Origin of the sequence: Streptomyces exfoliatus (genome assembly GCF_000725545.1) — a bacterium.
GTDB classification, from domain to species: Bacteria; Actinomycetota; Actinomycetes; order Streptomycetales; family Streptomycetaceae; genus Streptomyces; species Streptomyces exfoliatus.
Map to the genome: position 1 here is coordinate 285,715 of NZ_JNZP01000005.1, position 21,851 is coordinate 307,565.

Genomic DNA, 21,851 nt, shown 5'->3' on the forward strand with positions numbered 1-21,851 from the left:
CGAAAGGAACACCCCGTGTCCTCCACTGAGTTCACCCTCGACAAGCTCGTCCACATCCTGCGCGAGGGCGCCGGCGCCGACGAGTCCGCCGACCTCGGCGGCGACATCCGCGACACCGACTTCGAGAGCCTCGGCTACGAGTCGCTGGCCCTGCTGGAGACGATCGGCCGCATCGAGCGCGAGTACGGCATCACCCTCGACGACGACATCCTGGCCAGCGCCGGGACGCCCGGGCAGCTCATCGACGCCGTCGGCGCGCAGCTGGCCCACGGCCGGACCGACTGACGGGCGTCCGGCTGACCGACTGGCCGTCCGGCCCACTGACCGGCGTCCGGCGCCTCCCTGTCCCGCACGAGGACACGACCGTCGGCCCTGCCGCCCCGCCGTCCCGCGGCGGCGTGCCCTGCCGGACTCGTACCGGCTCTCACGCCTGCGTACCGGCTCACGCCCACGTACACGTTCACGCCCACAGGAGTAGTCCCCCATGACCCAGCAGAACCCGAGAACCGCCCTCGTCACCGGTGCGACCAGCGGCATCGGCCTCGCCGTGACCCGGCTGCTCGCCGCGAACGGGCACCGCGTCTTCCTCTGCGCCCGTGACGAGGAGCGGGTCGCGCAGACCGTCAAGGAGCTGCGCGAGGAGGGCCTGGACGTCGACGGCGCCTCCTGCGACGTCCGCTCCGTCGACGACGTCCGGCGTTTCGTGCGGCTCGCCGTGGAGCGCTTCGGCACCGTGGACGTCCTCGTCAACAACGCGGGACGCAGCGGCGGCGGGCCGACCGCCGGCATCGACGACGAGCTGTGGCTCGACGTCATCGACACCAACCTCAACAGCGTCTTCCGGATGACGCGCGAGGTGCTGAACGCCGGCGGCATGTCCGGCAAGTCCCGTGGCCGGATCATCAACATCGCCTCCACCGCGGGCAAGCAGGGCGTCGTCCTCGGCGCCCCCTACTCCGCCTCCAAGCACGGAGTGGTCGGCTTCACCAAGGCCCTCGGCAACGAGCTCGCGCCGACCGGCATCACCGTGAACGCCGTCTGCCCCGGCTACGTCGAGACGCCCATGGCTCAGCGGGTCCGGCAGGGCTACGCCGCCGCGTACGACGCCACCGAGGACCAGATCCTGGAGAAGTTCCAGGCCAAGATCCCGCTCGGCCGCTACTCCACCCCCGAGGAGGTCGCGGGTCTCGTCGGCTACCTCGCCTCCGACACCGCCGCCTCCATCACCTCGCAGGCGCTCAACGTCTGCGGCGGCCTCGGCAACTTCTGATCACCCCACCCCATTCCGTTCCATCCCACCCGGATCAAGGAGGCATGGCATCGATGACCGTGCGCGAAGTGGAACACGAGATCACCGTCGCGGCCCCGGTCGAGCGGGTCTACCAGCTGATCGCGGAGGTCGAGAACTGGCCGCTGATCTTCCCGCCGACCATCTACGTCGACCACGTGGAGCGCGGTGAGCGCGAGGAGCGCATCCGCATCTGGGCCACCGCCAACGACGACGTCAAGAACTGGACTTCGCGCCGCACCCTCGACGCCGAGGCCCGGCGGATCACCTTCCGCCAGGAGGTGCCCGCCGAGCCGGTCGCCGCGATGGGCGGGGCCTGGGTCATCGAGCCGGCCGGAGCGGACTCCTGCCGGGTCCGGCTGCTGCACGACTACCGGGCGATCGACGACGACCCGGCCAAGCTGGCCTGGATCGACGAGGCCGTCGACCGCAACAGCCGCTCGGAGCTGGCCGCCCTGAAGGCCAACGTCGAACGCGTCGCCGCCGAGGACGAGCTGCGGTTCTCCTTCGCCGACGCCGTCACCGTGCGGGGCGCCGCCAAGGACGTCTACGACTTCCTGAACGAGGCGGACCTGTGGAAGGAGCGCCTGCCGCACGTCGCGAAGGTCGTCCTCACCGAGACCTCCCCCGGGCTCCAGACGCTGCGGATGGACACCCTCACCAAGAACGGCGACTCGCACACCACCGAGTCCGTCCGGGTCTGCTTCCCACACAGCCGCATCGCGTACAAGCAGACGACGCTGCCCGCCCTGATGAACCTGCACACCGGGCTCTGGACGGTCGAGGAGGACGGCGAGGGCACGACCACCGTCACCTCCCACCACACCGTCGTCGTCAACACCGAGAACATCACCCGCATCCTCGGCGCCGACGCCGGGGTGCCCGAGGCGCGCGCCTTCCTGCGCGAGGCCCTCGGCGGCAACAGCCGGGCGACCCTCGGGTACGCCAAGGAGTACGCGGAAGCGCGGCGCTGACCCGTGGCCGCGACGGTTGGCTCTTCCGGGACCGGTGTGCGCGTCACCGACGCGCGTGACACCGATGCGCGTGACACCGATGCGCGTGACGCCGACGTGCTCGTCGTCGGTGCGGGCCCGGCCGGCCTGATGCTCGCCGGTGAACTGCGCCTCGGCGGGGCCCGGGTCACGGTCCTGGAGCGGCTGACCGCCGCCACCGACGAGTCCCGGGCGTCCGTGCTCCACGCGCGGACCATGGAACTCCTCGACGAGCGGGGGCTCCTCGGCCGCCTGGGGCCGCCGCCGAACGTCGGCCCCGGCCACTTCGGCGGCCTCCGCCTCGACCTCGCCGAAGCGGGCGACAGCCCGTACGCCGGACTGTGGAAGGCGCCGCAGACCCTCGTCGAGAAGGTGCTGGGGGAGTGGGCCGCCGGGCTCGGCGCGACCGTGCTCCGCGGCCACACCGTGACCGGCCTGGACGACGGTCCCGACGGGGTACGCGTCGAGGCGCGCGGCCCGGACGGCGCCACCCGCGTGTTCCGCGCCGGATACGCGGTGGGCTGCGACGGCATGCGGAGCACCGTCCGTGACCTGGCCGGATTCGCATTTCCCGGCGAGGACGCCGGCCGGGAAATGATCCGAGTCGACCTGACGGGCGTCGACATCGAGGACCGCCGCTTCGAACGGCACCCGCACGGCGTGGCCAACGCCCGCCGCGGCCCGGACGGCGTCACCCGGCTCATGCTGCACGCCCACGGCTCCGACCCCGGGGCCCGCCTCCGGCCGCCGGACTTCGCCGAGGTGTGCGCCCTGTGGGCCCGCGTCACCGGGGAGGACATCTCCGGCGGGCGGGCCCTGTGGATCGACGCCTTCGACGACGCCTGCCGGCAGGTCACCCGCTACCGGGAGGGCCGGGTGCTGCTCGCCGGGGACGCGGCGCACGTCCAGCTGCCCGTCGGCGGACAGGCGCTCAATCTCGCCCTCCAGGAGGCCGTCGCCCTCGGCGGCCGGCTCGCGGCCGTCGCGACCGGGCGCGCCGGGGGGCCCGTTGCCGAGGAAGACGACGTCCTCGACGCGTACGAGGTCCCCGACCCGTACGAGGTCCCCGACCCGAACGACGTCCTCGACGCCTACGACGCCGAGTGCCGACCGGCGGCCGCCCGGGTGCTCGGCAACATCCGGGCCCAGGCACTGCTGCTGTTCGGTCCCTCCGCATTCGACCCGCTGCGGCAGCTCGTCGGCGAGCTGCTCGAACTGCCCTCGGCCCGGCGGCACCTGGCCGCCATGATCAGCGGCCTCGACCGGCCCCGCCATGCCGGCACCGGGATCGGCACGGGCGCCGCCGCCCCCGCACGTACCACCGACCACACGAAGCGACGCAGGAGGAGCATCACCATGGGCAAGCTCAGCGGGAAGGCCGCGCTCGTCACCGGGTCCAGCCGCGGCATCGGCCGCGCGACCGCCATCCGCCTGGCCCGTGAGGGGGCCCTGGTCGCCGTCCACTGCTCGCAGCACCGGGAAGCCGCCGACGAGACCGTCGCCACCATCGAGAAGGAGGGCGGCCGCGCCTTCGCCGTCCAGGCCGAACTCGGCGTCGCGGGCGACGTGCACGCCCTCTTCCTCGGCCTTGAGCAGGGCCTGAAGGAGCGCACCGGCTCCACCACCCTCGACATCCTGGTCAACAACGCCGGCGTGATGGGCGGCGTCGCCCCCGAGGACCTCACGCCGGCCGCGTTCGACCGGCTCATCGCCGTCAACGCCAAGGCGCCGTACTTCATCGTGCAGCGCGCCCTGAGCCTCATCCCCGACGGCGGACGGATCATCAACATCTCCTCCGGCCTGACCCGCGTCGCCAACCCGCAGGAGATCGCCTACGCGATGACGAAGGGCGCGGTCGACCAGCTCACCCTGCACTTCGCCAAGCACCTGGGGCCGCGCCGGATCACCGTCAACAGCGTCGGTCCCGGCATCACCGACAACGGATCGGCGATCTTCGACAACCCGGAGGCCGTCGAGCAGATGTCCTCGTACTCCGTCTTCGGCCGGGTCGGCGAAGCGTCCGACGTCGGCGACGTCGTCGCCTTCCTCGCCGGCCCCGACGGGCGCTGGATCACCGGCTCCTACCTGGACGCGAGCGGCGGCACGCTGCTCGGTTGAAACGCCCGCACCCCTGGGGCGCCGCGCCCCGGGGGCGTCCGCCCCGACCCCCCGACCCCGCCCGAGGAGGGTGACTCCCGGATGCCGACGACCGTCCGTCCCGCCGAGGCCCCGCCGGCGGCCGCGTCCCCCCGGTCGCGGCTGCGCGAACGGGCCCTGCTGCTCGTCCTCGCGGGCAACATGCTCATCGACGCGCTCGAGGTCTCCGTCGTCCTCGTCGCCCTGCCGGCCGTCCGCGCCGACCTCGGACTGGCGGTGTGGCAGGCGCAGGGGGTGATGAGCGGCTTCGCCCTCGGCTTCGCCGCGCTGCTGCTGCTCGGCCCGCGCATCACCGCGCGATGGGGCCGGCGCCGCGTCTACCTGCTCTCGCTCCCCGTGTTCACCGCCGCCTCGGTGGTGGGAGGGCTCGCCGAGGACGGCGCCGTCCTGATCGCCGCCCGGGTGGTCACCGGCGCCTGCGCGGCGCTCACCGCGCCCACCGGCCTCGCCATCATCAGCACCGCCTTCCCCGAAGGAGCGGAGCGGCGCAGGGCCGTCTCCGTCTACTCCCTGTTCGGGGCGGCCGGGTTCACCCTCGGGCTGCTCTCGGCCGGCGCCCTCACCGGCCTGAGCTGGCGGTGGGACGTCGTCCTGCCGGGGCCGGTCGCCCTGGTCCTGCTGCTGTTCGGCCTGCGGCTGCTCCCGGCGGACGACGCGTCCGTACGGAACGGGCCCCGGCCGACGGCAGCCCTGCTGCGGCACGGCCCGCTGCTCCGCTCCGCGGTCGGCGCCGCCCTCCTCAACGGCACCTATCTCGGCCTGCTCGTCCTGCTCACCCTCCACTTCCAGGCCCGGTTCGGCTGGGACGCCTGGCGGACGGCCCTCGCCTTCCTGCCCGCCTGCCTGCCGCTCGTCCTCTCGCTGCCCTTCGCCGGGCGGCTCGTCGAACGGTTCGGGGCCGCCCGGCTCGTCGCGGCGGGCGCCGCGGCGGCGCTGCTCGGTCAGGCGCTCCACCTGCGGCCCGGCGCCCTGGACGACTACGCGTCCGGAGTCCTGCCCGGCCTGCTGTTCGTCGGTGCCGCGTTCGTGCTCTCCTTCGCCGCGCTGAACCTGCAGGCGCTCGCCTCGGTTCCGGCGCCGCAGCGCCCGGCGGCCGTGCCGCTGTACCAGGCGGGCGTGCAGCTCGGCGTGGTCCTCGTCCTGCCGGCGGTCGCCCTTCTCTCCACGGTCGGCGACGGACTGCGGGCGCCGCTCGCGCTGCTCACGGCGCTCGCCGCCGTCGGCGTCCTCACGGCCCTCACCGGACTGCGTGGCGACCGCCCGGACCGGCCGCCCGTCCCCAAGAAACCCTCAGGCCCCTCAGGAGAAACAGCGTGAAGATCCTCTTCGTGGCCGCGGGCAGCCCCGCCACGGTGTTCGCCCTGACACCACTGGCCACCGCGGCACGCAACGCCGGTCACCAGGTGATCATGGCCGCCAACGACGACATGATGCCCGTCGTCGCGTCCATGGCCCTGCCCGGCGTCCCGACCACCGACCTGCCCATCCGCCACTTCATCACCACCGACCGCCACGGGAAGCCGCTCGACATCCCCGCCGACCCGCTGGAGCAGGCGCACTTCACCGGCGCCTGGTTCGCCCGGATGGCCCTCGCGGGCCTGGACCGGCTCACGGCGCTCGCCGAGCAGTGGCGGCCCGACGTGGTCGTCGGCGGCACCCTCAGCTACGTCGCGCCGCTGCTCGCGGCCCGGCTCGGCGTCCCGCACGTCCGGCAGACCTGGGACGGCGTCGACTCGGACGAGATCCACCGCGGCGCCGAGGCCGAACTCGTCTCGGACCTCCCGGACTTCGACCTCGACGGGCTGTCCACGCCCGACCTCCTCATCGACATCTGCCCGCCCAGCCTCCGCCCCGCCGACGCCGCCCCGGCCCTGCCGATGCGGCACGTCTCCGTCACCCGGCAGGCCGGCCGCCTCGAACCCTGGATGTACACGCGCGGCGACCGCCCCAGGATCCTCGTCACCTCCGGCAGCCGCGTCGCCAAGGACAGCTACGACCACAACTTCGAGTTCCTGCGCACCCTCGCCGGCGACCTGGCCGGCTGGGACGCCGAGCTGGTCGTCGCCGCCCCCGAGGCCGTCGCCGAGGCGCTGCGCCCCGAGCTGCCCGGCGTACGCCTCGGCTGGCTGCCGCTGGACGTCGTCGCGCCCACCTGCGACCTGTTCGTGCACCACGCCGGCGGGGTCTCCACCCTCACCGGACTCGCCGCCGGCGTTCCCCAGCTCCTCATCCCCAAGGGCGCCGTGCTCTGCGTCCCGGCGCAGCGCGTCGCCGACCAGGGCGCGGCCGTCACCCTGCTGCCCGGCGAGGACACCCCCGCCGCGGTCACCGAGGCGTGTCACAACCTTCTTGAGCAGCCCTCCTACCGCACACGGGCGGGCGAGCTCGCCGCGGAGGTGGCCGGGATGCCGTCCCCCGCGGCCCTCGTCCCCGCACTCGAACGACTCCTGCGCGACTGACGCCGGAAGCGAAAGGACCACCCCTATGAAGGCCCTGGTGCTCTCAGGCGGGTCAGGCACGCGCCTGCGCCCCTTCACCTACTCGATGCCGAAACAGCTGATCCCGGTCGCCAACACCCCGGTGCTCGTCCACGTCCTGCGCAACATCACCGACCTGGGCGTCACCGAGATCGGCGTGGTCGTCGGCGACCGTGCCGCCGAGATCGAGGCGGTCGTCGGCGACGGCTCCCGGTTCGGCGCGCGCGTCACCTACCTGCGGCAGGACGCGCCGCGCGGCCTCGCCCACACCGTCGCCATCGCCCGTGACTTCCTCGGCGACGACGACTTCGCGATGTACCTCGGCGACATCATGCTCCCCGACGGCATCGTCGACGCGGCCGCCGAGTTCACCGCCCGGCGGCCCGCCGCGCAGGTCCTCGTGCACAAGGTCGCCGACCCGCGCGCGTTCGGCGTCGTCGAGCTCGGCCCGGACGGCGAGGTGCTCGGCCTGGTCGAGAAGCCGCAGGAGCCGCGGAGCGACCTCGCCCTGTGCGGGGTGTACTTCTTCACCTCCGCCGTGCACGAGGCGGTCGCCGCGATCAAGCCGGGCCCGCGCGGCGAACTGGAGATCACCGACGCCGTGCAGTGGCTGGTGAGCGCGGGCGCCCCCGTCCGCGCCCACCACTACTCCGGCTACTGGAAGGACACCGGCCGGGTCGAGGACGTCCTGGACTGCAACCGCTACCTGCTGGACGCCGTCCGAGGCTCGGTCGCGGGTCACGTCGACGAGGGCAGCGAACTCATCGGACCGGTCGTCGTCGAGGAGGGCGCGCGGATCGTGCGCTCCCGCGTCACGGGGCCCGTCGTCGTGGGTGCCGGCTCCGTCGTCCGGGACAGCCACCTCGGCCCGTACACCTCGGTCGGCCGCGACTGCGTGGTCGTGGGCAGCCGCCTGGAGGACTCCATCGCCCTCGACGGAGCCTCCGTCACCGGCATCCGCAGTCTGCGGCACTCCGTCATCGGCCGGTCCGCATCGGTCGGCCCGACCGGCGGCGGCGCGGACCACGTCCGGCTCGTCGTCGGCGACCACACGCGCGTGGAGGTGGCCTCGTGAGGATCCTCGTCACCGGCGGCGCCGGTTTCATCGGCTCCCACTTCGTCCGCGGGCTGCTCGCGAACCACTACCCGCGCTGGGCGGACGCACAGGTCACGGTCCTGGACAAGCTGACGTACGCCGGCAACCGCGACAACCTGCCCGCGTCCCACCCCCGCATGGAGTTCGTCCGCGGCGACGTCTGCGACCACGCGCTGCTGCGCGAACTGCTGCCGGGCCACGACGCCGTCGTGCACTTCGCCGCCGAGTCGCACGTGGACCGGTCCCTCCAGGGCGCCACGGACTTCTTCCGCACCAACGTCCTCGGTACGCAGATCCTCTTCGACGCGGCCGTCGCCGCGGGCACGCCCCGCGTCGTCCACGTCTCCACCGACGAGGTGTACGGCTCGCTGGCCGAGGGCTCCTGGACGGAGGACATGCCGCTGCTGCCCAACTCGCCGTACGCCGCCTCCAAGGCGTCCTCCGACCTGGTCGCCCGCGCCTACTGGCGCAGCCACGGCCTGAACGTGTCGGTCACCCGCTGCTCCAACAACTACGGGCCGTACCAGCACCCCGAGAAGCTGATCCCGCTGTTCGTCACGAACCTGCTCGAAGGCAGTCCGGTCCCGCTGTACGGCGACGGGCGCAACGTCCGCGAGTGGCTGCACGTCGACGACCACTGCCGGGGCATCGCGCTCGTCCTCGACGGCGGCCGGGCGGGCGAGGTGTACAACATCGGCGGCGGCAACGAGCACACCAACCTGGAAATCACTCACCAGCTGCTCGAACTGCTCGGCGCGGGACCGGAGATGATCCGGCGGGTGGCGGACCGGCAGGGCCACGACCTGCGCTACTCGGTCGACGAGACGAAGATCCGCGAGGAGCTGGGCTACGCGCCGGCGATCGACTTCGCGCGGGGCCTCGCCGACACCGTCGACTGGTACCGGGACCACCCGGACTGGTGGAAGCCCGCCAAGCACCGGACGGAGCACGGCACGGCCTGACGCCCGCCGAGGGCACGGCCTGACCACCGCTGCCCCGGCCTCCGTACGGGGGCTCCCGCCTCCGACCCTCCCGCACAGGAACAGGAGCCAGCGCAATGCACATCCTGGGGAACGGCTTCCTCGCCCGGAGCCTGCAGCCGTTAGCCGACCGCCATCCCGACACCGTCGTCCTCGCCGCGGGCGTCTCCTGGGCGAGCTGCGTCTCCGAGGAGGAGTTCGCCCGGGAACGCGCGATGCTCGCCGACACCGCCCGCCGCTGCGCCGACACCGGCCGGCGCCTCCTCTTCTTCTCCACCTCCTCCGCCGGTCTCTACGGTCCCCTCGACCGCCCGGCCCGCGAGGACGGGCCGGCCACCCCTTCGACGGCCTACGGCGCCCACAAGCTCGCCCAGGAGGAGCTGCTGCGGGCGAGCGGCGCCGACCACCTGATCCTGCGCCTGAGCCACCTCGTCGGCCCCGGCCAGCCCGAGCACCAGCTGCTGCCGACCCTGGTCCGGCACCTGCGCGAGGGCGCCGTCCAGGTGCACCGGGGCGCCACCCGGGACCTGATCGCGGTCGAGGACGTGATCAGGGTCATCGACCGGCTGCTCGGGCTCGGTCTGCGCTCCGGCACCGTCAACGTCGCCTCCGGCACGGCCGTACCGGTCATGGAGATCGTCGACCACCTCCGGCTGCGCCTGAACGGGTCCGCCCGGGTCGACCAGGTGGACGCGGGACCGATCCACCCGCACACCGTCTCCGTCGCGAAGCTGCACCGGCTCCTTCCCGGGGCCGACACCCCGGGGGCAGGGCCGGACTACTTCCGCATGGTCCTCGACGCGTACACGGCGACGGTCCCCGTCTGACCCGCGGGCGGCCGCCCCCGCCCCGCCCGCCCCGCCTGTTTTCAGCCACCGGTCCCACCCGTCCCGCCCGCACCTCCCGAACCCCAGGAGAGAGCTCCCATGCCGCACCGGACCATCCGGACCCTCGTCCGCACCGGGCTCAAGCCGCGCGAGGACAGGACGCTCGCCGACCGCCTCGCCGCCTCCGCCGCGGCCACCGACGGCGCGCACCTGCGCACCGCGGACTTCACCGGCTGGCTGGCCGGCCGTGGCCGCGAGCACGCCTTCCGGGTCGACCGGATCCCCTTCGCGGCGCTCGACGGCTGGTCGTTCGAGGAGGGGACGGGCAATCTGCGGCACCATACCGGCCGGTTCTTCAGCGTCGAGGGCCTGCACGTCACGGAGAAGGGCGAGCCGCACGGCGAAGGCCCGGCCGCCGAGTGGTTCCAGCCGACGATCCGGCAGCCCGAAGTCGGCCTCCTCGGCATCCTGGCCAAGGAGTTCGACGGCGTGCTGCACTTCCTCATGCAGGCGAAGATGGAGCCGGGCAACCCCAACCTGCTCCAGCTCTCGCCCACCGTGCAGGCCACCCGCAGCAACTACACCAAGGCCCACCGGGGCGCCGCCGTCCGCCACATCGACCACTTCTTCGGTCCCGGCCGCGGCAGGGTGCTCGTCGACAGCCTTCAGTCGGAGCACGGCTCCTGGTTCTTCCGGAAGTCCAACCGCAACATGGTGGTGGAGGCGCTCGGTGACGTGGAGCCGCACGAGGACTTCTGCTGGCTGACCCTGGGCCAGCTGCACGCCCTGCTGCACCGCGACAACACCGTCAACATGGACTCCCGTACCGTCCTGTCCTGCCTGCCACCGGCCACGTACCCCACCCTCTTCGGCGGTCCGGCCGCGCACGAGGCGTCCGCCCTGCTCGGCGACACCGAACTGCTCTCCTGGCTCACCGGCGAGCGGACCCGGCACCACGTCCGCGCCGAGACCGTCCCGCTCGCCGGGCTGCCCGGCTGGACGCTCCGCGACGACGCCATCGGCCACGACGAGGGCCGGTACTTCGAGGTCGTCGCCGTCGACGTACGGGCGGACAGCCGCGAGGTGTCCGGCTGGACGCAGCCGCTGTTCGCCCCGGTCGGCCGGGGCGTCACGGCCTTCCTGACACGGGAGTTCGACGGGGTGCCGCACGTCCTTGTGCACGCGCGCGTGGAGGGCGGTTTCCTCGACACCGTGGAACTCGGGCCCACCGTCCAGTGCACCCCCGGCAACCACGCCCACCTGCCCCCGGAGCGGCAGCCCGCCTTCCTCGGCACCGTGCTCGCGGCCGGTCCCGAGCGCATCAGGTACGAGGCCCTGCACGCCGAGGAGGGCGGCCGTTTCCACCACGCGGAGAGCCGCTACCTCGTCGTCGACGCGGACGAGGAGACCGCGCCCGCCGACCCGCCCCCCGGCTTCGCCTGGGTCACGCCCGCGCAGCTCTCCACGCTGGTGCGGCACGGCCACTACCTGAACGTCCAGGCCCGCACGCTGCTCGCCATCCTCAACGCGCTGCCCGGGCAGGCACGATGACGACCGGTTCGTCCGGCATCGTACGGATCGGCGTGCTCGGCTGCGCGGACATCGCGCTCCGCCGCATGCTGCCCGCCTTCGCCGCCCACCCCGGCACGGTGGTCACGGCCGTCGCCAGCCGGGACGTGGCCAAGGCCCGGCGCACCGCCGAGCGGTTCGGCGCCAGGCCCTTCACCGGTTACGCCGAACTCCTCGCCCACGAACCCACCGACCCCACCGACCCCGCAGGTTCCGGCGACGCCATCGACGCCGTCTACATCCCGCTCCCCGCCGCCCTGCACGCCGGCTGGACGGAGGCCGCCCTCGCCGCCGGCAAACACGTCCTCGTCGAGAAGCCCGCCGCTCCGGACGCGGCGACGGCGGCCCGGCTGTGCGACCTGGCCCGGACGGCGGGCCTCGCCCTCGTCGAGAACGTGATGTTCGTCCACCACCCGCGCCACACGGCGGTTCGCAAGCTCGTCGCCGACGGCGCGATCGGCGAACTCCGTTCGATGCAGGCCGCGTTCACGATTCCCGCGCCCGCCGACGGAGACATCCGCTACGCCCCGGATCTGGGCGGCGGCGCCCTCGCCGACATCGGCCTCTACCCGCTGCGCGCCGCGCTCCACCTCCTCGGCGGCGGCCTGGAGACCGTCGGCGCCCACCTCGCCGCGGGCCCCGGCCGGCGCGTCGAGACCACGGGTGCGGCCCTGCTGCGCACCCCGGACGACGTCGTCGCCCAGGTGGAGTTCGGGATGGCGCACGCCTACCGCTCGGAGTACCGGCTGCGGGGCAGCGACGGCGAGATCCACGTCGACCGGGCCTTCACCCCGCCGGCCGACCAGGTCCCGGAGATCACCGTGCACCGGGGCGGCGGTGTGGAGCGGATCCGGCTCGACCCCTTCGACCAGGTGGCCGCGGCCGTCGACGCCTTCGTCACGGCCGTACGGGAACGGGCCGCGCCCGACCCGGCCGTGGTCCGGCAGGCGGCGCTGCTCGACGCGGTCCGCCGGTCCGCCGCCGGCCGGGGAGCATGATCGGCCGCGGGCCGGGGCACGACACCGTGGACCGACCGGGTCAGTCCACACACCGAGGGGACCGCCAGATGGCACCGCAGAACGACAACCAGTACGCCCAGAACGACAACCCGCGGACCGTACGCGTCCAGATCGTGGCCGACGTGATCTGCGCCCACTCCTACATCGGCTTCACCCGGCTCGGCCGGGCGGCCGGCCGGCTGCGCGAGGAGGGCGTCGACGTCCGGGTCGAGGTCCTGCCCTTCGAGCTGGCGCCCGGCGCGCCGACCACAGGACAGCCGCTCCTCGCCGTGCTGCGGCACGTCTTCGGCGAGCGGGCCGTCACGGACGCCCTCGCGCTCGCCGAGCGGGCCGTCGCCGACGGGTTGCGCTTCGACTACGAGAACGCCCTGGCCAGCGGCACCTTCGAGGCGCACCGGCTGATCCTGCTTGCCGGGCGGCAGGGCTTGGCGGAGCCGATGACGGAGCGGCTGTTCCGGGCGCACTTCACCGACGGGTTGCACATCGGCGACCCCGACGTCCTGGCCGCGCTCGCGGCCGAGGTGGGCGTGCGGACCGACGAGGAGGCGGCCCGGGACAGCGCGGGCGAGCTGAAGGAGCGGCTCGACCGGGTGCGCGGGCAGGGCGTGACCGGGGTGCCGGTGATCGTGGTCGACGGCGTGCCGCCGATGACCGGCGCGCAGCCGGAGGAGACCCTGTACCGCGCCCTGCGGACGGGCGTCCGTAGCGCCTGACCCCCGCTGAGGAGGGCGCGGCCCTCCCGGGTCCCGCACGCTCCCGAGGGCCGTCCCGTATCTCCTGCGTACGTTGTCTCGTCTCTGATACGTTGTACACAAGGCGTCGGAAGGAGCCCAGCGATGCTTGCCCAGGAGGGAAAGCCCCCGAGCGAGGACGAGGAGCGCGTCTCCCTGTGGGAGCGGCTCGACCGCCCCGCGCCCGCGCCCCGCGTGACGCTCACCCCTGAGCGGATCGCCACGGCCGCGGTCGGGATCGCCGACGCCGAGGGCATCGACGCCGTCACCATGCGACGCCTGGCCACCGAGCTGGGCGTCGCTCCCATGGCCGCCTACCGCTACGTCTCCGGCAAGGACGAGCTCCTGGAGCTCATGGTCGACTTCGTCTACGCGGAGCTGAAGCTCCCGGACGGCGACGCCGACTGGCGGGAGGCCCTGCGGACGCTCGCCCTGCGCATCCGCGAGGTGCTGCTCACGCACCCCTGGGTGGCCCGGGTGAGCTGGGGCGCGCCGACCCCTCACCAGCTGGCGGTGCCGGAGAGCGCGCTCGCCGCGCTCGACGGCGTCGGTCTCGACGCCGACACGGCGATGGCGGTCTGCACCACCGTCACCGCGTACGTGCACGGCGCCGTCGACCTGGAGATCGGCCAGACGCGGATGCTGCGCGTACGGGGCTGGTCGAGCCGCGAGGAGGCCCGCTCGGGACTCGCGTCCCAGATGGCCTGGCTCATGAACACCGGCCGCTACCCGAAGTACAACCGGTACATCGGCGAGGCCACCCGCAAGGACGACCTGCAGTGGCAGTTCGAGACCGGCCTGGACTGCGTCCTCGACGGCATCGCGGCGCGTCTGGGCGTCTGACGCCCTCGGGCGTCGGGCACCGCATCGACCCACCGCCCCGGGGGGAGGTCACGCCCCTCCCCGGCGCGACACGACATCCGGAGGGCCCCATGGCCAGCACGAACCCCGCCGCCACCTCATCCGTCCACGGCCGACGCGGGCTGCCCGCGTGGCTGGCCGTGGTCTGCGCCGCCGTCATCGCCGCCGTCGTCAACGTGATCGTCCTCATCGTCGGCGACGCCGCGGGAGCCTCGCTGGTCCTGGAGCTCAACGGCAAGCCGGACGAGATCGGCGCGGCCGACGTCATCATCATGTCCGTGCTCGCCCCGGCCATCGGCATCGCCGCCTCCCTTCTCATCGCGCGGTGGAAGCCGGGCTTCCTGCGGGTGGCCCAGATCCTGGCCGCCGTCACCACGCTGGTCAGCCTCGTCGGTCCGCTGACCCTGGAGACCGACGGCGGCACCGCGATCACCATCGCCGTGATGCACCTGCTCGTCGGCGGCATCACCATCGCCGCCCTCGAAGGAGTGCGCCGCGCGAAGGCGTGACGTGACGCCGCCGAAGAAGACGGCCCTTCCGGACCCGGTCCGGAAGGGCCGTCGTCGTACCCGAACCGCGAAGCGCCACCTACCCACCCCCGCACCCCGCACCGTGAACCGCGAGAAGAGGACGGTCGACCGCATGGCGAAGCAGGACGAGCAGGACCAGTGGGACGCCATCGTCGTCGGCAGCGGCATGGGAGGCCTGGTGTGCGCCGCCTACCTGGCCGCCGCCGGCCGCCGCGTGCTCGTCCTCGAACAGCACGACGTGGCCGGCGGCAACAGCCACGTCTTCCGCCGCCGCAGGGCCTACGAGTTCGACGTCGGCGTCCACTACCTGGGCGACTGCGGCCCGGACGGCGTACTGCCCGCGATCTTCTCCGGACTCGGCCTCGCCGGCCGCGTCACCTACCGCGAGATGGACCGGGACGGATTCGACCGGATCACCCTCCCGGGCCTCACCCTGGACGTCCCGGTCGGCTGGGAGCGGTACACGGAGCGGCTCACCCGGGCGTTCCCCGAGTACGCGGAGGGCATCACCCGGTTCACCGGCATCTGCGCCGACGTCGCGGCGGAGGCCCGCTTCCTGATGCTGTCGGACGGCGACCTGACCGGCACCGAACTCCTCGCCCGTACCGCGGTCACGGTCCGCTGGGGACGTCGCACCCTCGCCGAGCTCTTCGACCACTGCGGACTCCCGCCCCGCGTGCGGACCGTACTGGCCGCCCAGTCCCCCAACTACGGCATGGGACCGCACGAGGCCGTCGTCTCCCGGCACGCCGCCGTGACGGACCACTACCTCCGCGGCGCCTACTACCCCGAGGGCGGTGGCCAGGTCCTGCCGGCCGCGCTCGTCGAGGCCCTCGAGGCGCACGGCGGCGAACTGCGGACCAAGTGCCGGGTGGCGCGCATCCTCGTCGAGGACGGCCGGGTCACCGGCGTGGGAACCACGGACGGCGCACTCCTCAAGGCCCCGCTGGTCGTGTCGAACGCGGACTACACCCGTACCGTCCTCGAACTCGTCGGCGAGGAGCACCTCGGCCGCCGCACCGCGGACAAGACCCGGCAGGCACGCATGGCGCTGCCGTTCGCCACGCTCTACCTGGGCCTCGACCGGGAACTCCCCGACCGCCCGAACGCCAACCTGTGGTGGTTCAGGGACGACGACATCGAGACCGCCTACCGGCGCCTCGCCGAGGAGCGCTCCGGCCCGGTGCCCTTCCTCTTCGTCTCCTTCGCCTCCCTGAAGGACCCGGGCGCCCGCAACGTCTGCCCGCCCGGCCACAGCAACCTCCAGGTGATGACGCTGTGCCCGCCCGGCTACGGGTACTGGGGCGCGCACACCGGCCCGGCGGCCGGCGAGCGCTACCGGCGCAACCAGGGCTACCAGGAGCGCAAGGCCCAGCTCACCGAGTCCCTCCTGAGCGCCGCCGAGACCGCGCTCGGCCCGCTGCGCGACCACATCACGCACCTGGAGGCGGCGACGCCCCTCACCCACGAGCGGTACACCCTCGCCTCCGGCGGAACCCCCTACGGGCTCGCCCGGTGGGGCACCGCGGGCAGCCGCCCCGACACCCGCAGCACCATCGAGGGCCTGCACGTCGTCGGCGCCAGCACCCGGTACGGCAGCGGCATCGCAGGCGCCGCCGTCAGCGGCATGGCCTGCGCCGCGCAGATCCTGGAACGCCGGCTGCTCCCCGAGGTCCACCGGGGCGCGGTCCTCGGCGACGCCGACCTGCTCCCGGACCGCGCCGCGGACTGGGACCCGCTGGCCGTCTCCCGCGGCGCCGGGCGGCGCACCGCCCGGGGCCTGGCCCGCATCGGCTGACCTGGGAGATCGTGGGGCCGCTGGTCCGGACGGGTGGTGTTCATCGGAAGAACTGCGCGGCGGCGGCGACGTTCCCCGGAAATCGGAGGCGCATCCACATCATGAGGAAGGTACGAAAAGCGCGCAATCCGAAATGAACCATCCGAGAACGTCACGAAAGTGAGGGGTCATGGCCACCGCCAAGGTCAAGCAGTTCTGGACCGCCTTCATCTCCGTCCTCTTCGCCCTGCTCGCCTCCGTCGGCCTGACGGGCACCGCCGCCGCGGCGAACCGGACCGCCGTGCAGCAGCCCGAGGAGCCGGCCGGATCCGCCGCCGCCCCCGTCGCCCGGGAGCGCGCCGCCCTCGCCTCCGTACCGGCCCAGCGGACACACCGGTGGCCGCTCGCCGGGGACCGCTCCCTGCCGCCCACCATCAAGCAGCGCATCGCCGCCGAGGCCCACGGTTCCTCCCCCGCCGCCCGACACCGCTCCAAGGCCGGCGTGATCGCCGGCGCCGAGAGCGACGAGCAGGCCGCACTCGCGGGGCCGGCGCTGGCCGCGGCGGCGTAGAGCGCGGGGAGACGACCACGCGTACGCGCTCCCCGTGCTCCGGCGGAACCCACACAGCAGTTCCCAGCAGGGCCTGGCTTCACCCGCGGTACCCGGCTTCACCCGCAGGAGTCAGCAAGACCGGCAGGACCAACAAGACCCAGCAGGACCCGCAGTACTCAGCAGGACCCGCAGGACCCGCAGTGCTCAGCAGACCAGCAGGACCAGCAGGACCAGCAGACCAGCAGGACCCGCAGGACCAGCACGCTCCAGCCTGACCAGCAAGAACCGCAGTACCAGCAGACCCAGCCTCACCCGCAGTGCTCAGCAGGACCCGGCGTGAACCCAGCAGGACCCCGGTCGGTCAGGAGCGACGTTCGTCGCGCTCGGCGGCCGCTTCGGCTGCGGCTGCGGCGTCGGCCTCGGTCTCCTTGGCCTCCACCTCCGGGTCGAGGGGCGATTCCTCACTGTCGTCGACGGACGTCAGTACGGCGCCCTCGTCCACGTCGGTGGGAGCGGGCGGCTCCACCAGCCAGTCGGGATTGGCCTGCTTGTCCCACCACTTCCAGGCGGCGAACGCGCCGCCGGCGAGAATGCCGAGGACCACGAGGCCCTTGGCGAGGCGTCCGGCCCTTGCCCGACGCTCGTGCTTCTTCACGATCTTCTGGATTTCCTTCGGCGTCACCTGACCGCGCAGCGCGGCCAAGGCCGCCGTGGAACGCGACCCGGCCTCCACCAGGACGGGACCGGTCGCGGCGACCGCGTACTCGACACGCGGAACGGTGTAGTCGGCCGCCTGACGGGCGGCCAGGCGGGTCTTGACCGCCGCACGGTGTGCGGCCGCGTCGACCCGCGGTGGTACACGCGGTGCGACATAGGAGTCGTACTGCGCACGAGCCTGCTTCCGGGCCACCAGCGCGGCCTTGGAGACCTTCGGCGCGATCATCTCGCGCGCCTCGTGGGCGTAGTGCGAGGCCTGGTCCTTGGCCGTCTCGGCATACGGTGCCACCACTTCCGCGGCGTGCATGACACTCTCCTTCGCCGAATCTGTCGCGGCGCGCACGCTGTCCATGCGGGTCACAGGATTCCTCCTCCTCAGTGGCGACGATGTCGGTTTTTCGCCTTTCCATCCTTTTCGAAATCATGCCCGCCCGAGCCGGGTCCGGCATGCGGGGCGGGCATCCGGGGCATGCGTCCGGAGCGCGGATCCGCAGCATGCGAGGATCGGTCACGCCAGGAACAGACGTGACATGACGCGACATGACGTGGACGGAAGGCGACCGTGGCCGAGCAGTTGTACGCGATCCTCAAGACCAGCCTGGGTGACATCGAGGTGCGGCTGATGCCGTTCCACGCCCCGAAGACGGTCCGGAACTTCGTCGAGCTCGCGACCGGCGGGCGCGAGTGGACGCACCCCGCCACCGGCAAGGTCTCCTCCGACCCGCTCTACGACGGCACGGTCTTCCACCGGGTCATCAAGGGCTTCATGATCCAGGGCGGCGACCCGCTGGGCGACGGCACGGGTGACCCGGGCTACTCCTTCGCCGACGAGTTCCACCCGGAGCTGTTCTTCGACCGCCCCTACCTCCTGGCCATGGCCAACGCGGGCCCGGGCACGAACGGTTCGCAGTTCTTCGTCACCGTCGCCCCCGCCACCTGGCTGAACCGCAAGCACACGATCTTCGGCGAGGTCGCCGACAAGGCGAGCCGCGCGGTCGTGGACGCGATCGCCGCCACGGCGACCGACCCGCACACCGAGCGGCCGCTCAAGGACGTCGTCATCGACTCCGTGGTGATCGAGAAGCGCTGAGGTGGAAGGGACGGAACCTCCTGTGGACCAGCGACCCTCCCCGGACCCGGACGCCGGTCCGCCGCGCTGCTACCGCCACCCCGAGGCCGAGACCGGCATCCGCTGCACCCGCTGCGACAAGCCGATCTGCACCCGGTGCATGATCTCCGCCTCGGTCGGCTTCCAGTGCCCCGACTGCGTGCGCAACGGCTCGGGGACCGGCCACGCCGCCGACGCGAACCAGCCCAGGACGCTCGCGGGCGGCAAGGTGGCCAGTGACCAGCACCTGGTCACCAAGATCCTCATCGGGATCAACCTCGCCGTCTACCTCGCGGTACTGGTCCTCGGCGACCGGTTCGTCGACGAACTGGTGCTCATCGGGTACGCCTTCAGCCCGGCGCTCGGCGAGGTCGTCGGCGTCGCGGACGGCGAGTGGTACCGGCTGCTCACCGCGACCGTCCTCCACCAGGAGGTCTGGCACATCCTCTTCAACGTGCTGGGCCTGTGGGTGATCGGCGGCATCGTCGAGCCCGAGCTGGGCCGGATCCGGTACGCGACCCTGTGTCTGCTGTCCGGCCTCTCCGGCTCCGTACTGGCCTATCTCGTCGCCGCGCCCAACCAGCCCTCGCTCGGCGCCTCCGGCGTCGTCTACGGCCTGATCGGCGCCTGGGTGGTGCTGGCTCGCCGGCGCCGCCACGACATGCGGCCGGTGGTCCTCTTCGTGGCCCTGTCGCTGCTCATGACGTTCACCCGACCGGGGATCTCGTGGGAGGCCCACGTCGGCGGTCTGGTCGCGGGCGCCCTCGTGACCTACGTCCTGGTGCACGCGCCGCGGGCCCGCCGGGACCTCGTGCAGTACGGGGCCTGCGGGCTGGTGTTCCTGATCGACCTGGGGATCGTCCTCGCCCGTTCGGCAGCGCTCACCTGAGCGCGGAGGGCTGTGGACGAGCTCCTCTGTGAGCTTTCCCCAGAGTTATCCACAGTGCGTGGCGGGTCCTTCGCCCTCTCTGGGGAAAGACCTCACCCCTCGCCTCTCACCTGGTGTTTCTCCAGGGAGGCGAGGGGTGTCGTGGTTTTCGACGGGGGTGATACCGGTCATACCGGCGTCAACCTCGTGCGAGTTATCCACAGATCTTCGTAAGTTATCCAGTGCTGTGCACAACGCTGTGGATAAGTTCAGGGGAGAGCTTGACGAGGCCCCCGCGAGGGCGCTAGATCGCCGCCGTCCCCCTGTGCGCAGCAGCTACTTCCACTGCGTGGAGACACCGAATCCGGCCGCGATGAAGCCGAAGCCCACCACGATGTTCCAGTTCCGGATCGACTCCAGCGGCAGGGAACCGTCGGTGACGTAGAAGACCACGATCCACACCAGACCGATGGCGAACAGCGCCAGCATCACAGGCGCCACCCAGCTGCGGTTGGTCAGCTTGATACTGGTGGCCTGCTTCGCCGGCGGGGGCGTGAAGTCGGCCTTCTTGCGGATCCGTGACTTCGGCACGAGGGACTCTCCTGTCGATGCGCTGCGTGACCGCGCAGGGAACTGTGGCTGGCGCCGGGATGTGACGAAGGAGGACGTCTGTGTCCCCCAGGCGTCCGTTAGCGTAGTGGTTCCGCGGCACCGAAGGGGATCAGGGTACGTTGAGCAATTCCGACGGCACTCCCGAAGGGCCGGGCCGCCCCACGAGATGGCGCCCCGTCCGGGTCCTCACCCTTGCCGTTTTCGCCCTCGCCGGCCTGATCTTCGTCACGAGCTTCAACACCGCCAAGGGCACCAACATCCGCACGGACGCCTCTCTCCTGCGGCTTTCCGACCTGATCGAGCAGCGCAGCCACAAGAACGCCGGCCTCGACGAGTCCACCTCCGCCCTCCGCTCCCAGGTCGACTCGCTCGCCGCCCGCGACGACGGATCCACCCGCGCGGAGGACGCGCGACTCGACGCACTGGAGGCGGAGGCGGGCACGACCGAGGTCGACGGCTCCGGCCTCACCGTCACCCTCGACGACGCCCCGCCGAACGCCCAGGCCGCCCCCGGCTACCCCGAACCGCAGGCCAACGACCTCGTCATCCACCAGCAGGACCTCCAGGCCGTCGTCAACGCCCTGTGGCAGGGCGGCGCCGAGGGCATCCGGGTCATGGACCAGCGGCTCATCTCCACCAGCGCCGTGCGCTGCGTCGGCAACACCCTGATCCTCCAGGGCCGCGTCTACTCGCCTCCGTACAAGATCACCGCTGTAGGTGACCGGGGCAAGCTGAACAAGGCGCTCGCGAACTCCCCGGCGATCCAGAACTACCAGCTGTACGTGAAGGCGTACGGGCTCGGCTGGAAAGTCGACGAGCACAGGGCGGTGACTCTGCCCGGCTACTCGGGCACAGTGGACCTCCAGCACGCGAAGCCGGTGAGCTGACAGCCGGTGAGCTGACAGCTGGGAGCTGACAGCGGGAGGGCGGCTTGGGGGGCTTGCGTCTCGTCGTGAGGACCTTCAGCGAACTGTGCCTCACCCTCGGCACCCTGATCGTCCTCTTCGTCGTGTACGTCCTGTACTGGACCGGCGTCCAGGCCGACAGCGCGAGCGCCGGCCAGATCGACACCCTCCAGCGCGCGTGGACGAGCACCCCGGCCGGGGCCCCGCCCGCTCCCGGGAAACCCTCCACGCTCCCGGCGTACGCCCCGGGCGAGGGCATCGCCGTCATGTACGTCCCCCGGCTCGGCAGGGACTGGAAGTGGCCGGTCCTCGAAGGCACCGGCGCGGACGTCCTCAAGAAGGGCCTCGGCCACTACGCGGCCACCGGCCGGCTCGGAGCCACCGGCAACTTCGCCGTCGCCGGCCACCGCCGCACCCACGGAGACCCCTTCAAGGACTTCCCCAGGCTGCGCGCGGGCGACGCGGTGGTCCTGACCGACGGGACCACCTGGTTCACGTACCGGATCGTCCGCGCCCCCTACCGGACCGTGCCCACGGACGTCGGGGTCGTCGCTCCGCTGCCGACGTCCTTCGGACGGAACGCGGCGGGCTTCGACGGCCCCGGCCGCTACCTCACCCTCACGACCTGCGAGCCCGAGTGGGGCAGCAGCCACCGTCTGATCGCCTGGGCCCACCTCGACGCCACCCGCCCGGTCGCCGACGGCCGTCCACAGGCTTTGGGCAGCTGACCCCTCCCGGCCCCCTCGCCCCGTACTCTGGTCCCCGTAACGAACGGAAGGGGCGG

22 protein-coding genes are annotated in these 21,851 nt (G+C 72.6%); 20 read left to right on the forward strand and 2 right to left on the reverse strand.

All coding sequences use genetic code 11. The annotated features are described in order from the left end of the window. Window positions 1-15 precede the first annotated feature (15 nt). The 16 genes from IO20_RS0108730 to IO20_RS0108805 all read left to right on the forward strand — a co-directional run bounded on the left by IO20_RS0108730 (window position 16) and on the right by IO20_RS0108805 (window position 16,875). A complete protein-coding gene (locus IO20_RS0108730) occupies window positions 16-285 on the forward strand; it encodes an acyl carrier protein (protein ID WP_030549789.1) in 270 nt (89 codons plus the stop codon). A gap of 199 nt (window positions 286-484) precedes the next feature. Beyond that, on the forward strand, window positions 485-1,270 hold the full coding sequence (fabG, locus tag IO20_RS0108735; RefSeq protein WP_030549790.1) for a 3-oxoacyl-ACP reductase FabG: 786 nt from the start codon (window positions 485-487) through the stop codon (window positions 1,268-1,270). 53 nt (window positions 1,271-1,323) lie between these two features. Then, on the forward strand, window positions 1,324-2,262 hold the full coding sequence (locus IO20_RS0108740; protein ID WP_030549791.1) for an aromatase/cyclase: 939 nt from the start codon (window positions 1,324-1,326) through the stop codon (window positions 2,260-2,262). 36 nt (window positions 2,263-2,298) lie between these two features. Beyond that, window positions 2,299-4,398: an SDR family oxidoreductase gene (locus IO20_RS0108745; RefSeq protein ID WP_281181588.1), complete on the forward strand. Its 2,100-nt coding sequence runs from the start codon at window positions 2,299-2,301 to the stop codon at window positions 4,396-4,398. An 81-nt stretch (window positions 4,399-4,479) separates the two neighbouring features. Next, window positions 4,480-5,754 carry an MFS transporter gene (locus tag IO20_RS0108750; protein WP_051874449.1) on the forward strand — a complete coding sequence of 425 codons (1,275 nt, stop codon included), beginning with the start codon at window positions 4,480-4,482 and terminating at the stop codon, window positions 5,752-5,754. After that, on the forward strand, window positions 5,751-6,896 hold the full coding sequence (locus IO20_RS0108755; RefSeq protein WP_030549794.1) for a nucleotide disphospho-sugar-binding domain-containing protein: 1,146 nt from the start codon (window positions 5,751-5,753) through the stop codon (window positions 6,894-6,896). Before IO20_RS0108750 ends, IO20_RS0108755 begins: the two co-directional genes overlap by 4 nt. Before the next feature lie 25 nt (window positions 6,897-6,921). Beyond that, a complete protein-coding gene (locus IO20_RS0108760; protein ID WP_030549795.1) occupies window positions 6,922-7,989 on the forward strand; it encodes a glucose-1-phosphate thymidylyltransferase in 1,068 nt (355 codons plus the stop codon). Further along, window positions 7,986-8,972, forward strand: coding sequence for a dTDP-glucose 4,6-dehydratase (gene rfbB, locus IO20_RS0108765; RefSeq protein WP_030549796.1), 987 nt, complete (start codon window positions 7,986-7,988; stop codon window positions 8,970-8,972). The genes IO20_RS0108760 and rfbB overlap by 4 nt, the downstream gene beginning before the upstream one ends. A 95-nt stretch (window positions 8,973-9,067) precedes the next feature. Next, on the forward strand, window positions 9,068-9,817 hold the full coding sequence (locus tag IO20_RS0108770; protein ID WP_030549797.1) for an NAD-dependent epimerase/dehydratase family protein: 750 nt from the start codon (window positions 9,068-9,070) through the stop codon (window positions 9,815-9,817). 99 nt (window positions 9,818-9,916) lie between these two features. Further along, on the forward strand, window positions 9,917-11,368 hold the full coding sequence (locus IO20_RS0108775) for an NDP-hexose 2,3-dehydratase family protein (RefSeq protein ID WP_030549798.1): 1,452 nt from the start codon (window positions 9,917-9,919) through the stop codon (window positions 11,366-11,368). Next, entirely contained in the window at window positions 11,365-12,384 is a 1,020-nt protein-coding gene (locus IO20_RS0108780; protein ID WP_030549799.1) for a Gfo/Idh/MocA family protein, read from the forward strand. The genes IO20_RS0108775 and IO20_RS0108780 overlap by 4 nt, the downstream gene beginning before the upstream one ends. A 68-nt stretch (window positions 12,385-12,452) precedes the next feature. Next, window positions 12,453-13,118, forward strand: coding sequence for a DsbA family oxidoreductase (locus tag IO20_RS0108785; RefSeq protein WP_051874450.1), 666 nt, complete (start codon window positions 12,453-12,455; stop codon window positions 13,116-13,118). Between the two features lie 123 nt (window positions 13,119-13,241). Next, on the forward strand, window positions 13,242-13,979 hold the full coding sequence (locus tag IO20_RS0108790) for a TetR/AcrR family transcriptional regulator (protein WP_030549801.1): 738 nt from the start codon (window positions 13,242-13,244) through the stop codon (window positions 13,977-13,979). 89 nt (window positions 13,980-14,068) lie between these two features. Next, complete coding sequence (locus tag IO20_RS0108795) at window positions 14,069-14,506, forward strand: DUF6069 family protein (protein ID WP_030549802.1); 438 nt, start codon at window positions 14,069-14,071, stop codon at window positions 14,504-14,506. A gap of 133 nt (window positions 14,507-14,639) precedes the next feature. Beyond that, the gene (locus tag IO20_RS0108800) at window positions 14,640-16,325 is read left to right on the forward strand and encodes a phytoene desaturase family protein (protein WP_030549803.1); all 1,686 of its coding nucleotides are present in this window, start codon (window positions 14,640-14,642) and stop codon (window positions 16,323-16,325) included. A gap of 169 nt (window positions 16,326-16,494) precedes the next feature. After that, a complete protein-coding gene (locus IO20_RS0108805) occupies window positions 16,495-16,875 on the forward strand; it encodes a DUF6344 domain-containing protein (protein ID WP_030549804.1) in 381 nt (126 codons plus the stop codon). A 343-nt stretch (window positions 16,876-17,218) separates the two neighbouring features. Here IO20_RS0108805 and IO20_RS0108810 read toward each other — a convergent pair whose 3' ends face one another. Then, window positions 17,219-17,935 (reverse strand): DUF5324 family protein, encoded by a 717-nt coding sequence (locus tag IO20_RS0108810; protein ID WP_030549805.1) that lies wholly within the window; start codon window positions 17,933-17,935, stop codon window positions 17,219-17,221. Window positions 17,936-18,136: 201 nt separating this feature from the next. Between IO20_RS0108810 and IO20_RS0108815 the strand changes: the two genes are divergently transcribed. Both IO20_RS0108815 and IO20_RS0108820 read left to right on the forward strand, forming a co-directional pair. Then, window positions 18,137-18,664 carry a peptidylprolyl isomerase gene (locus tag IO20_RS0108815; RefSeq protein WP_030549806.1) on the forward strand — a complete coding sequence of 176 codons (528 nt, stop codon included), beginning with the start codon at window positions 18,137-18,139 and terminating at the stop codon, window positions 18,662-18,664. Between the two features lie 22 nt (window positions 18,665-18,686). Further along, window positions 18,687-19,571: a rhomboid family intramembrane serine protease gene (locus IO20_RS0108820; protein WP_030549807.1), complete on the forward strand. Its 885-nt coding sequence runs from the start codon at window positions 18,687-18,689 to the stop codon at window positions 19,569-19,571. Window positions 19,572-19,886: 315 nt separating this feature from the next. Here the strand turns inward: IO20_RS0108820 and crgA are convergent, their stop codons facing one another. Then, on the reverse strand, window positions 19,887-20,141 hold the full coding sequence (gene crgA, locus IO20_RS0108825; protein ID WP_030205181.1) for a cell division protein CrgA: 255 nt from the start codon (window positions 20,139-20,141) through the stop codon (window positions 19,887-19,889). Window positions 20,142-20,281: 140 nt separating this feature from the next. Between crgA and IO20_RS0108830 the strand changes: the two genes are divergently transcribed. Together IO20_RS0108830 and IO20_RS0108835 are read left to right on the forward strand one after the other, a co-directional pair. Beyond that, the gene (locus tag IO20_RS0108830; RefSeq protein WP_030549808.1) at window positions 20,282-21,049 is read left to right on the forward strand and encodes a DUF881 domain-containing protein; all 768 of its coding nucleotides are present in this window, start codon (window positions 20,282-20,284) and stop codon (window positions 21,047-21,049) included. 53 nt (window positions 21,050-21,102) lie between these two features. Further along, window positions 21,103-21,795, forward strand: coding sequence for a class E sortase (locus IO20_RS0108835; protein WP_030549809.1), 693 nt, complete (start codon window positions 21,103-21,105; stop codon window positions 21,793-21,795). Window positions 21,796-21,851: the final 56 nt, after the last annotated feature.